Annotated in this window: 9 protein-coding genes; 2 read left to right on the top strand and 7 right to left on the bottom strand. The window is 61.4% G+C overall.

From position 1 onward, the window contains the following. Window positions 1-43 precede the first annotated feature (43 nt). Together IPM54_15760 and IPM54_15755 are read left to right on the top strand one after the other, a co-directional pair. A complete protein-coding gene (locus tag IPM54_15760; protein ID MBK9261248.1) occupies window positions 44-1294 on the top strand; it encodes a CinA family nicotinamide mononucleotide deamidase-related protein in 1251 nt (416 codons plus the stop codon). Window positions 1295-1622: 328 nt separating this feature from the next. After that, window positions 1623-2444 carry a hypothetical protein gene (locus IPM54_15755; GenBank protein MBK9261247.1) on the top strand — a complete coding sequence of 274 codons (822 nt, stop codon included), beginning with the start codon at window positions 1623-1625 and terminating at the stop codon, window positions 2442-2444. Between the two features lie 34 nt (window positions 2445-2478). On the opposite strand, the gene IPM54_15750 is transcribed toward IPM54_15755, so the two are convergent. From IPM54_15750 to IPM54_15720, 7 genes are all read right to left on the bottom strand, one after another. Further along, complete coding sequence (locus tag IPM54_15750; GenBank protein ID MBK9261246.1) at window positions 2479-3057, bottom strand: Uma2 family endonuclease; 579 nt, start codon at window positions 3055-3057, stop codon at window positions 2479-2481. Between the two features lie 305 nt (window positions 3058-3362). After that, window positions 3363-3839, bottom strand: a complete 477-nt coding sequence (locus tag IPM54_15745) for a hypothetical protein (GenBank protein MBK9261245.1) — start codon at window positions 3837-3839, stop codon at window positions 3363-3365. Window positions 3840-4140: 301 nt separating this feature from the next. After that, entirely contained in the window at window positions 4141-6906 is a 2766-nt protein-coding gene (acnA, locus tag IPM54_15740; GenBank protein MBK9261244.1) for an aconitate hydratase AcnA, read from the bottom strand. 180 nt (window positions 6907-7086) lie between these two features. Continuing rightward, complete coding sequence (locus tag IPM54_15735; protein ID MBK9261243.1) at window positions 7087-7944, bottom strand: hemerythrin domain-containing protein; 858 nt, start codon at window positions 7942-7944, stop codon at window positions 7087-7089. A gap of 471 nt (window positions 7945-8415) precedes the next feature. Beyond that, a complete protein-coding gene (locus IPM54_15730) occupies window positions 8416-9024 on the bottom strand; it encodes a Uma2 family endonuclease (protein MBK9261242.1) in 609 nt (202 codons plus the stop codon). Window positions 9025-9067: 43 nt separating this feature from the next. Further along, complete coding sequence (locus IPM54_15725) at window positions 9068-9775, bottom strand: hypothetical protein (protein ID MBK9261241.1); 708 nt, start codon at window positions 9773-9775, stop codon at window positions 9068-9070. Between the two features lie 3 nt (window positions 9776-9778). After that, entirely contained in the window at window positions 9779-12421 is a 2643-nt protein-coding gene (locus IPM54_15720; GenBank protein ID MBK9261240.1) for a TonB-dependent receptor, read from the bottom strand. Between the last annotated feature and the right edge of the window lie 125 nt (window positions 12422-12546).

The following is a 12546-nucleotide window of genomic DNA, read 5'->3' as shown; positions in this document are numbered from 1 at the left end:
AAAACTCGTCACGCGGCATTCCTGCATTAGAGTGCTCGGTCCCATGACTGCCGCGATCCTCTCGATCGGGACCGAGCTCACCCGTGGTGAGATTGTCAATACAAACGCTGCTTGGCTCTCTGCCGAGCTCACGGCTGCGGGATTCAACGTCAGCGAATCGCTTACGATCGCGGACGACTTGGATCGCATGGTCGCGAGCATGCAGGCGTTTGCCTCGAAGCACAGACTCGTGGTGGTGACCGGAGGTCTTGGTCCCACGACGGACGACATCACGGCGATCGCGGCGGCGGCCGCGGCGGGCGTACCGGTCGTGCGCGATGAAAACGCGCTCATGGCGATACGTCGTCGCGTCGAGGGGCGAGGTCGCACGGTCAACGCAGGTCACGAAAAGCAAGCGGACTTGCCTTCGGGTGCGGCGGTTTTGCCGAACGCGATCGGGACGGCTCCGGGGTTTTCCGTCGCGATTGGCGACACGCCGCTGTTTTTCCTTCCGGGCGTGCCGCGCGAGATGAAGCGCATGTTCACGGAGCAAGTGCTGCCTCGCATTCGTCCGTCGGCACCGAACAACACCTTCCAAATTCGTTTGCGCTCATACGGTCTCGGCGAGAGTCTCGTGGGGCAGGCGCTTGCGGGGGTCGAGGGGACGCATGCGGGCGTGACGCTTGGGTATCGCGTGCATTTCCCCGAGGTGGACGTGAAGGTGCATGCGCGTGCGTCGAATCGGGACGTTGCGCGCGAGGTGGCGATACGTGCGGCTGCGGACGTGCGCGGTCGACTGGGAGATGTGGTGTATGGTGAAGGGGACGAATCGTTTGCCGAAATGGTGGGGCGGGCGGTGCGGGGCCGTGGTTATCGATTGGCATTGGCGGAATCGTGTACGGGCGGGCTCATTGCGCACAAATTGACGCGTCATCCGGCGAGCGATTACTTCGTGGGTGGTGCGGTCACGTATGCGAATTCGGCCAAGACGCGTTTGTTGGGCGTTTCCGAGGATACGCTGCGGGGGCATGGAGCGGTTTCGGCGGAAGTGGCGGCGGAGATGGCCGAGGGAGTTCGGCGGGTATGTGAATGCGACGTCGGGCTCGGCGTGACGGGCATTGCTGGGCCGACGGGAGGTAGCCAGGAAAAACCAGTCGGGCTCGTGTATTGGGCGGTGGCGCATCCTGGTGGCACGATCGTGCGTCACAAGGTTTTTCAGGGAGAACGGGAAGAAGTGCAAATTGCGGCGGCGTATGCCGTGCTGGATTTGTTGCGTCGTATTGCGCTCGGCCTGCCTGAGCGCGTGGAGCGCTGACCGTTCGGTTTGAATCCGGGCTTTGAATCCGGGCCAAGATTTGCACGCTCGCTTCACGCGCGTGGGACGCGCGCTCGCGAGAGTCTTGTTTACGATGGGGGGGCCGAGGCTCGCCTCCCGGTGTTTTTGCGCTTCGCACAAAAACACGGCGAGGCTCGGCCCCCCCATACCCCCCGATTTTGCCTTTTTCTGAACTGAACGGCGCGCGAAGCGAGCGCGCAAGCCCAGGCCCGTTCTCGAATCCAGTTTGTCCGTCTTGGATGAACGCGGCTCGATTGCATTCGATTCGAGGGTGCACTTTGCGCCGATTCGCGTATATACTCGGGCCATGACGCTCCCCGCGCCGTTCGTTTCTGAAATCGAGTCTCATCTATGTTTGTCCGGGTGTTATGAATCCGAGCAGCCGACCTATGTCTGCTTGGATCCGAACAAGCCGCTCGAGAAGGTCATTTGCGTGTCGTGTCACGACTGCTTGATGCATCACGTGGGAGCGCTTTCGAGCACGCTTCCGGCGGGGATGGATGGGTATGCGCTCGCGCGTGAAGCGAGCGCGCACGTGCGGTCGCTGCGTGGGTACAAGTGGTCGGTGAGTGGTTATCACACGGCAGGCGGGGGCTTTTGGCTGACGGCGATGTCATACGGCAATGGCATTTTGCTCGTGGACGGGTCGCGTCATTCGAAGACGAAGCAGACGGATTTGGATTTGTTGATTCATGCATTTACCCACAAGGTGTGCACGCCGGACGATCCGCGTATGACGGATCCGGCGTTGTATACGGTGGAGACGGTGTATTTGCGGATGGACAAACCGATTTTGCCGGTGACGTGCAAGAACGACATTTTGACGTCGCCGCAATTCAGTCGCATTCAAGCGTCGGGGTATCGGCGGGCGACGTTGTGTGAATTTTTGCCATTACAGCAGCACGCGCAGCCGCCGGCGCTTCAGATTCAGGTGCCGGCCGGGATGCAGCCAGCGATGACGCCGCTTGCGGTGAATGGGTCGCCGGTCGCGGCGGCGGTATCGACGCCGCCCGAGCCGAAGAAGCCGTCAAAGCCGCTTCAATTGGGGGACCTTTGTCCGGTTTGTCACGACGAAGTGCGCGAACGGGTCTTGTTTACGAGCACGTACGTCGGGTGCAAGTGTGGGTAGGGGTTATTGACCCGACCCAAGACACACGAATGCGTCACTCGCCCGCAAGCTCGAACGCGCCGGCATAGATATCGTCCACGGACAAACTAGCCCCATTGGACAACGTTATCGAGCCACCTGCTTCGACGAGCAAATACCGCCACGAGCCATCGGATTGCCGTTGGTAATGTTCGATGCGCGCGGCCGATTGAGCCACCAGCAAAAAATCAGTCAATGACGGGAGACGTTGATACGCGCCCCATTTGTCGCCCCGATCGAACGTCTCGGTGCTGCGTGACAAAACTTCGACGATGATCATGGGATTGGCGAGAACGTCCTTCGCGCCCGGCTCAGTTCGCACACCGCCACAAGTGACGACCGCATCCGCGTACACGTACCGCTCACCTTGTGCGGCCGATATCCGTTGGTCGGATGAAAACACCTGACACGGTTTTCCACGCAAACATGCGCGGAGCTCCGCAGCAACCGCAGTCGACAGGAAATTATGGCGATGACTCCCGCCCGCCATCGCGAAGATCTCGCCCAGATGATACTCGTGCTTCTCCGGCTGCTCGCGCTCCCACGCAAGGTACTCGGCAGCCGGCATCCGCAGCTTCTCGGCAGCGTCGCTCATGCCTCCCACCTTACCGCACGAACAAACGATTGGCCAGCGAAATGTCGCGCGGATTCACACGAAGCGGCGCCCCATAGTAGGGTTTTACGTGACCAACACCCAACGCATGCGTCAATGGCTTTTCCTGACAACCCCATTATTGTCGCGCCAAACAATTTATCGTCAATTTATCGCACAACGTAGGCACATGTATGCATTCACAGCCGAGGCGCCCCGAAAGCTCAAGATTTAACCAAAAAAGACTGGTAGCAACCGGCTCGCCCCCCGAGCGAGCCGGGATCTCGCGCAACAATGAAGTCCGCCCGCTATTTCTTCATGCTCAGCATCTTTTTCGTGATCGGCATCACGCACTCGACGTGCGCTTTGCAATCGCTCGATGCCAAACACTTCGAAAATTCAGCAGAAACTTCCGCTTTTTGCTCGGCCGGCATCTTCCCCGCCATGTCCTTGCATTGCGCCGCCACCGCCGCGGGCTCGGAGTCGTTCGCCCATTCCGCCTTCGCTTGCGTGATCAATGCATCCCGGCCCCCTTCCTTTTGCCCCTCCGCCGCAATCCCCGCTGGCAAATCCAGCTCGATCCGCGCATCCACCAGCGCCGGAATGAAGTCGTCCGTGCATGTCCGCTGCCGCGCAAACGAATCGCGACAAACAGCCTCCATATCCGCCCCGCCGCTCGCCTGCTGCCCCGCCGCCGTCTCGGTCTCTTGCTGCCCCCCTGCCCCGCCACAAGCCAAAAGCGAACCCGCCACAACCACCAACAGCGCCGTTACGATGCTTTTCATGTTCTCCTCCGTTTCCGAGCGTTTCAAACGGGAGAACGCAGCACCTCGGCAAGCGTGACAAAGAATTTTGGATGAAATAGGGCGAAGCCCGGATTTTCACGCGCACGCGAGAAGCCACGGCTCATGAAATAGGGCGAAGCCCGGATTTTCATGCGCACGCGGGGGGGACCCCGCTGTTTGAGCCCCCGAAGGGGGCGAGTTCGGGGTCCCGCGTGTGCGTGAAAACCGGGCTTCGGCCGGGCTTACAACCCAGAACACGCGTGCGTGAAAACCGCTTCGGCTTACAACCGGAACGGTAACGCTACTTCGCCATCTGCCGCAGCACGTACTGCAAAATACCACCGTTCAAGTAGTAGTCCGCCTCGTTCGGCGTATCGATGCGCGCCGTCACCGTGAACTCCTTCGTCGTGCCGTCCGCCTTCTTCGCCACCACCGAAAGCTTCTTGAATGGCGTCACGCCCTCCGCAATGCCGCGAATGTCGAACGTCTCGCGCCCATCCAGCCCCAGCGACGCCGCGTCTTCTCCCGCCGCAAACTCGAGCGGCAAGACACCCATACCCACCAGGTTCGACCGGTGAATACGCTCGAAGCTCTTCGCAATGACCGCGCGCACGCCGAGCAACTTCGTGCCCTTCGCCGCCCAATCTCGCGACGAACCCGTTCCATACTCCGAACCCGCAATCACCACGAGCTGCACTTTCTCTTCGGCATACTTCATCGCCGCGTCGTAAATGCTGAGCTTCGTCCCTGCCGGCAAATGCAGCGTATTCGGCCCTTCTTCGCCGCCCAGCAGCGCATTCTTGATGCGAATGTTCGCAAACGTGCCCCGCATCATCACTTCATGGTTGCCACGCCGCGCCCCGTACGAATTGAAATCCCCCGGCTGCACGCCATGTTCCATGAGATACCGCGCCGCCGGGCTGTTCTTGGCAATGTTGCCCGCCGGCGAAATGTGATCGGTCGTCACGGAATCGCCCAGGAGCGCCAATACGCGCGCTCCTTGGATGTCCGATAGCGCCGCCGCCTGCTTGCCAAGGTTGTCGAAAAACGGCGGCTTGCGCACGTATGTCGACTTGTCATCCCACGCAAACGTTTGTCCCTCGGGAACCCGCAGCCCTCGCCAAGCGTCGTCACCCTCGAGCGCATTCGCGTAACGCTTCACGAAGTGCTCGCTCTTCACCGCAGCGCGAATCGTATCGCGCACCTCCGCCGCCGTCGGCCAAATGTCGCGCAAATACACCGGCTGCCCATTCTTGTCCTTGCCCACCGGCTCGCTTTGCGGATCCCAATCCATGTCCCCACGCAATGCGTAGGCCACGACGAGCGGCGGCGACATCAAGAAGTTCATCCGAACCGACGGATTGATCCGACCCTCGAAATTGCGATTACCACTGAGCACGCTCGCTGCCACGAGATCGCCCTTTTTGATTGCATCGACGATCGCATCCGGAAGCGGCCCCGAATTGCCAATGCACGTCGTGCAACCATACCCGACCAAGTGGAAACCAAGCGCCTCGAGGTACGGCAATAGCCCCGATGCCTCGTAATAATCCGCCACCACCTGCGAACCGGGCGCCACGGACGTCTTCACCCACGGCTTCACCGAAAGCCCGCGCTCGACCGCTTTTTTCGCCACGAGCGCCGCGGCGAGCATCACGGCCGGGTTCGACGTATTCGTGCACGACGTGATCGCCGCAATCACAACCGCACCATGACGCATGTTGTACGACGTGTCCCCATCCTCCACGGCAACCGGCTTCAGCACCGTGTCCCGCACCAACATACGCGCACCAATGGCTTCGTCCGTCGGTTTGTCGGCGCTCGGTTCGTCGAGCCACACCGTGAGCTTGTCTTTGTCCACGCCCGCGAAATTCTTCTCGATCATCGCATGAAGCGACTTGCGATACGCCGAACGAGCGACCGCCAGCCGAATTCGATCCTGCGGACGCTTCGGCCCCGCAATGCTCGGCTCGACCGCACCAAGGTCCAATTCGAGCGAATCGCTGAACACCGGATCGGGCATATCGGCCGAGCGGAAAATGCCCTGCTCTTTGCAATAAGCCTCGACGAGCGCCACTTGTTCGGTCGATCGTCCGGTAAAACGCAAATATGAGAGCGTTTCTTCGTCGATGGGGAAAAACCCAATCGTCGCACCATATTCGGGCGCCATGTTCGCAATCGTCGCGCGATCCGGCAAAGACAGCGACGAAAGCCCCGGCCCGTAAAATTCGACGAATTTGCCGACGACCTTCTTCTTTCGGAGCATTTCGGTGACCGTCAAGACCAGATCCGTCGCCGTCGCGCCTTCACGCAAGCTGCCCGTGAGCTTGAAGCCCACGACTTCCGGAACCAGCATCGTCACGGGCTGCCCGAGCAGCGCAGCCTCGGCCTCGATGCCACCGACCCCCCATCCCACGACACCCAAACCATTGATCATCGTCGTGTGCGAATCCGTCCCGACGAGCGTATCCGGGAACGCCACGCCCGACGCGTCGGTCATCACTGCGCGCGCAAGGAACTCGAGGTTCACTTGATGGCAGATGCCCGTGTCGGGCGGAACGACGCGGAAGTTCTGAAACGCCTGCTGACCCCAGCGCAAGAATGCGTAGCGCTCGTCGTTGCGTTGGTACTCGAGCTCCGCGTTCTTGCGCAGCGAATCTTTGGTCGCGAATGAATTGACCTCGACGGAGTGATCGATGACGAGATCCGCGGGCGAAAGCGGATTGATCCGATTCGGGTCACCACCCATCGCCGCAAACGCCTCGCGCATGGCTGCGAGATCCACGACCGCGGGGACGCCGGTGAAATCCTGGAGGAGCACGCGCGCGGGATGAAACGAGATCTCCTGAGATGGCGTGGCTTTGGGGTCCCACGCGAGCACTGCATCGACGTGCTCTTTGCGCACCACCCGGCCATCCTCGTGCCGCAATAAGTTCTCGAGCAGGATGCGAAGGGAGACGGGGAGTCGTGCGAGCTTTGCGTCGTCCGCGAGCTTGCGGAGACGGTAGATGGTGTACGACTTGCCGGAAACCGAGAGCGTGTCTTTCGCGCCGAAGCTGTTCGTCATGGTGACTCCTTGGGGAGCGGCACGAATCGAAACAAGGGACGGGACCCTGCGCCGCAGGCGAAGGCTTCTCAGGAAACCGAGCAAAGAGCAAGAGGTTTGGCGGAGGAATTGGTGTCGGGAGCTTTGGGCTTCCGTGGTGCAGAGGTCGGACGGAAGCGAGGTGGGACGAGGCGAAACGTGTCAGCCGGCTGCGCGGGACTTGCTCGCTGCGCGGGACTTGCCGGCCGCGCGGGACTTGCCGGCTGCGCGTGACTTCTTCGTCGCGGATTGGCTGCGCGCCGGGCTGGCGCGACGACCGCTCTTTTGGGCTTGGGCTCCTTGGGCGCCGCGAGCCGGTGCTTTGCGGGTTTGGGCACGCCCCGCCGACTGTTTCGCGGGTGCTTGCGCCTGCGCTTGGGCGGCAGCCTTCTTCGTCGGGCGCTTTGCAGCTCCGCGCTTCTGCGTCGTGCCTCGTTTCGCGGCCGAGAGAGCTCGCTTCTGGGGGGCTGCTGCCCGCTTGGCAGGGCGCCTTCGCGACGGAGCGGCTTTCTTGGCGCCAGGCGCGGAAACGGCAACTTGGCGCGCTGCTATGCCCAAGCTGCGCTCGAGAATCGGGCGATGACCTTCACGCAGCCGTTCCTCGAAACGAGCCGTCATCTTTTCGCCGAGTTGGTCGAGGACCTGGCGTTCCATCTCGCCGTCGACTTGCGGAAACAGCTCGCTCTCTTCCTCTTCGACGTGATTCATGAGGACATCTTTGAGGGTCGCGAGCTTGGCGGAGAACGTCTCGTCCGCGACGCTCACGTGCACGAGACGGTAGAGCGCAAAATCCATCACGGCATGCTCTTCCAGCGATTCGCGAATGCGAGAGCCCGGGCCGAGTTGGTTGAGAGCTGCGGGGTAAAACAGCTCCTCTTCGATGGCCGTATGAGCTGCAAGCATGTCGGCGAGCTCGACGCGCAGGGCGGCACGCTCTTCGTCATCTTCGGCCGTCTCGATTTGGCGCAGCAATTCTTCGAACTCGCGGTGCTGCTGCTTGAGTACGTCAGTCGCCATCATGGTCAGGGGCTCCTCTGGTTTTTCTTGTGAGATCTTCGTCGGGCCGCGCGATCCATTTCGGCGGCGCCGTCCTTTGGGCTGCCCTTGCGCAGGGCATGCCAAGCGCGAATGCGCTCGTGAACAGCGAAGGACGGACGCACGCGCAAGGCGCTGGATGTCGCATCGAGCTGCGCGGAGCGCGGCAAAGACGAGTGCTACGTGCGCGTGTGATGGCGCGTCGCGCGATGCGCACGTGGGAGAGCGCGTGCATCGCGCGAGAGAGAACAGCGCGCGCACGAGGAGCAGTGGCGCGCGAGAAGTGGCACGGAGATGCCCACTCGATGTTGCGCATCGCGAAACGCGAGCAACAAACGACCATCTGCATGAGCCGACGCAAACGCGCCTGGTGATCTGCGCGGCGTGCGACGACGGCAGGTCACGCGCGTCGATGGTCCCGAATGCACGATCGTCCGGGATGGAGAACGAGGCCGACTACGGTTCGAGATCGGCTTCGTCTTCGCCAAACAGCCCGCCGACGGGCAGTTCGATCTCCAAGAAGGGTTCGGCTCGAACGCGCTCACCGCGTTGAGCGGTGAGCAATTCTAGGTACCCCTTGGCAGTCCATTGCAACACGATGAGAATTTCGTCGCGAGGATCGACGATCCAATAATAGGGCACACCTTGCGCGTGGTAGATGCGCTTTTTGCGAATGAGGTCTTCACTGGCTTTTTTTGGTGAAATAATTTCGCAAACCCAATCGGGACGGACTCGAACGATCGCATCTTCGTGCTTGGGTGGCACCGGCAAGCGCTCACGAAGCCAGCCTGCGACATCTGGACGAAGTACGTGCGCCGGAGAAAATGCAACGAGTTGCTCGGTCAAAAACCACCATCCACCCGGGCGTCCTTCGCCTCCTGCTCGACGATTGTAGGGTGCGAGAAAACCCGCCATGCTGAATTGAGCGCGGCCATGGCGAAAGCCTGCCTCTTTTTCGACCAATTCACCGTCGATCAGCTCGTACCCTCGCCCTTCCTCGGGCAAACCCAAGAGATCCAGCTCCGATGCTGGATGCGGTAACTGGACGCGAGCTGCAGAACTCATGTCGGCATGGTAGCCCGAGACGATAACTTTCGCAACGGGACGTTCAAGGGCTCGTAAATCCAAACTCCACCGGATCGTTCGACACCATTCGAATGACGACCGAATCGTGGCCGACTTCGCCCGACCCGATGACATACGGATCTGCGCCCGATCCGAGCATTTCGTCGTAATCGATGGTCGAAAGCCAAGACTCCACGTCGAACCTCAATTCAATGCTCTCTGTCTTTTCGGTGACGCTCCCTTTTACCGGGACCGTCGGCACCGCACGCTGCCCGCGATATTGCGGCACGACGTCGATGTTCATCTCGAAATCCACGCTCGTGCCCGCGCGACTCGCCGTACCGCGAAAAAACGCCGAATGACCCGCCGGCGCTTCGGCAGATGCTCGAGCCTCTTGCTGAGGCAAAAACCAATGAATGCCCAGGTCATAGGAACCACTGCGCACTTCGCCGACGAATCCGTGGTACGTCCCGACCATCTGCCTTTCGACTTGCAATGCGTCGATGACGACCTCGTCACGAATTTCGCCGAGCGCCGTTTCACAAAGCGTCGCCGACCCGGACGCACTGGCGCAAAAATAGGCTGGGCCAAACGCTACGCGAGCTTCGGCAAGATCGATGGTGACATCGCCCACGTCAAACGAATTGGGTGTCGTCGGGATGAAATAGGCTGGAAAAGAGACTTCGGGCTGGCCCGTGCCGGTGCAGCCTGCAAGCAAGAAAGCGGAGAAAAAAGCGGCGGCGTATCGCATGGACTATAGACGCAAGGTAAGGGTTCCGAGAATGGTGAGCGGCGGGCCGGCAGAGATGTGACGTGCTGGCAAGAGTGATGGAAAATCACTCGTTCGCCAATCGGAAACGTACACGTATTCGGTATCGGCATACCGGCGATTGAACAAATTCATGGCATCGATGCCCAATTCGACAAAATCGCGCCGAAGTCCCGCCGTGGCATCCACCGTGAATACCGGCGCGGCCTCCTGCGCATAAGGGAGCGGCCGAGGCGAAAGAAACGTGGCACCATATCCGATTCGGCCCACGAGCGGTTTGCCCCAAAGCTTGACGATGGGCCGCTGGTACGACACGTCCGCCCGCACGACGACCGGCGGAACGTAGGGCAAAGCTTGGCCTTCGACATAAGCCGGCGTCGGGTTTTCCGGCGTGGGCGGAGGCGGCGCATCGAGCGTTGCACGAACGAGGGTCATGCTGAGCGATGCATTGAAACCTGCAAGCGGGTTCGCTTGAAAATGCGCCACGATGCCGCGTCGCGTGGTCGGACCAATCCGTTCGAGCCGCCCTTCGGTCGCGTCGAATGCAAGATCATACGAAAGTCGCGTTTCATAGGCGAGCAGCGTCGTGGAAATCCGGGACGGCTCGTGATTGAGTTTCAACCCGGCCTCGTAACTCCGCACTTTCGCAAAAGGTGCCTGCTCGCCTTCTTCGAGCTGCCGACCTTGGGGGGATCGGTATCCTTCACCGTAGGCTGCAAAAAGTCGCAAAAAGGACGTTGCATCGAATTCGAATGTCGCTCGCGGCCCCCACGCGACGCCCGCGGCGCTCCGGCGAAAGCCAACGATGTGCGTGGGTTCGCGATAGGGCGGAATGAAGTTTCCCAAGCGATCGTCGACGTCGAAGAGAATGAAGTCGGCACGCGCGCCACCACGCAAACGTGCACGCCTCGAAATGGAAAAAAGAACGTCGACGAAAGCGCCCGCGCGAAATGTGCCAATGGTCGCATCGACGCGGCGATCCCATGTCTCGTTCTGCGGCGCCTCGAGCAAATTCTGAGCTTGATCGACCGAATGCCCTTCGGCATCTGCGCCCATGGACACCTGCGCTTCGAGCCACGATGCCGGATGGTACCTTCGCGTCCGAAAGCTCGCTCGCGCACCGACGCCCACGTCCTGATTCGATTGTTCGATGAGGTCTCCGCGTCCTGCCCATTCCGGCTGCACGCGCGAACGTTGCGTGTATCCAGTAAAATTGAGCCTGCTGCGATACGTGGCGTAAGCGCCCCACACGCCAAAGGAAGCTTCGGTTCCGTCGTCGCCAAGGCGCTGGAACGAAACGCTGGCCTGGGTTCGACTGACGTTGGCCGATTGCGATCGGGCCGATGTGTCGCCATACGTGCCCCAAAAATCGATTCGGCGCGCGTCGATGTCGTCGCGACGCAACACGCCGCCGATGCCCGACCGCGCACCATACCCTGCAGCATGCAAGAGCGCCGTCCATTCGCCAGGCAATTCGAGGCGGTATTGTCCCGTAAAACCGGCCGATGCGCCTCCGCGAACGCCATCGCCAAAGCCGCTGGTCGAACGCAATGCCACAGCGCCAAACGTTTCTTCGGATTGGCCCACGGGGGCAAACACACCCACGAGCCTCAAGGTATCGAACGAACCGTAGCTTGCGGTCGCGCGAATTCCGCGCTCTTGCACGCCAAGGTCGAAATCGACGCTGCCCGCGACGGCGAAGTCACCTTGGTGCGGATCGTAAACACCTTCGAGGATCCGCACATTTCGCACGGTTTCGGGAATCAGCACGTTCGTGTCGGCATATCCTTGACCGTGGATGTGCGACGGCTGATTGAGAGCGACGAGGCCTCCGACGGAAAATTGGATATCCTGTCCGTGATCGGCATCGAACCCTCGAAGCGACACGCGTTGCGCGACCGCATCGCCTTCGGGGCGCATGACGTTGAAGCCTGGAGCCGATTTCAATAGGTCCGCGGCGGTTGGGCGCGGAGCTGCCTCGAACACGGTGCGATCGAGCCGAAAATCGGACGCACCTCGACGAGGCGGCGTGGGGCGCCCTTGCACGTGGATCTCGATCGGTTTGCCCGGCTCGGCGACCGAATGCGGCAATGCCAAACCGCCCCCGAGGTCCGTCGGAGCTTCGTGCGCATGCGGTTTGTCGTGGGCATGCGTCGCGGGCTCATCGTGCGGCTCGGTCTTCGGCTGCGTGCCCTGCGCGGGCTTTTGCGAGGGCGTCGGTTGCGGGCCCACGGGCGGATGAGGGTCCGGAGCAAAGTGAAATGGCACGCGAATGCGCGCACGTATGGGAACACCCGCGCGCGTTGCGGGCGTAAAGCGCCACCGGCGGACGGCGGTGAGCGCCGCCGCATCGAACGCCTCGCCGCCCGACACGGCGATCTGCGCGTCGCTCACGGTACCGTTTCGTTCGACCGTCACCAGCACTTCGACGTTGGTATCGATGGCCTGGGGCAGCTTGTCGGGCGGGTACACCGCATCGACATGCTCGACGACCGTAGGCAACGTTACATTGGATGGCGCGGCGGGCGGCTTGTCCGGCGGCTGCGCGAGTGCCGGTGTGGACGCGAGGAGGCCCGCGACGAACAAGAGCACCTTGGATCCTGCCAGCGATCGGCTCACGAACCGCATCCTCCTCGAGCGGGCGACGGCGGTACATGCCACGAATCGGGATGAAAGGTAAAGGAAAGTTGCGGGCGAGTTCCCGAGGGGCAAACTGGAACGCCGCCGCATGTCCGGACTGAGGTTGCGCGCCG

It is taken from the genome of Polyangiaceae bacterium, assembly GCA_016715885.1.
Classification (GTDB): Bacteria; Myxococcota_A; Polyangia; order Polyangiales; family Polyangiaceae; genus Polyangium.
This window is presented reverse-complemented; position numbering and strand designations above follow the sequence as displayed.

Coding starts and splice junctions, on each gene's coding strand:
- IPM54_15760 (MBK9261248.1), top strand. CDS start 44: ATGACTGCCGCGATCCTCTCGATCGGGACCGAGCTCACCCGTGGTGAG.
- IPM54_15755 (MBK9261247.1), top strand. CDS start 1,623: ATGACGCTCCCCGCGCCGTTCGTTTCTGAAATCGAGTCTCATCTATGT.
- IPM54_15750 (MBK9261246.1), bottom strand. CDS start 3,057: ATGAGCGACGCTGCCGAGAAGCTGCGGATGCCGGCTGCCGAGTACCTT.
- IPM54_15745 (MBK9261245.1), bottom strand. CDS start 3,839: ATGAAAAGCATCGTAACGGCGCTGTTGGTGGTTGTGGCGGGTTCGCTT.
- acnA (MBK9261244.1), bottom strand. CDS start 6,906: ATGACGAACAGCTTCGGCGCGAAAGACACGCTCTCGGTTTCCGGCAAG.
- IPM54_15735 (MBK9261243.1), bottom strand. CDS start 7,944: ATGATGGCGACTGACGTACTCAAGCAGCAGCACCGCGAGTTCGAAGAA.
- IPM54_15730 (MBK9261242.1), bottom strand. CDS start 9,024: ATGAGTTCTGCAGCTCGCGTCCAGTTACCGCATCCAGCATCGGAGCTG.
- IPM54_15725 (MBK9261241.1), bottom strand. CDS start 9,775: ATGCGATACGCCGCCGCTTTTTTCTCCGCTTTCTTGCTTGCAGGCTGC.
- IPM54_15720 (MBK9261240.1), bottom strand. CDS start 12,421: ATGCGGTTCGTGAGCCGATCGCTGGCAGGATCCAAGGTGCTCTTGTTC.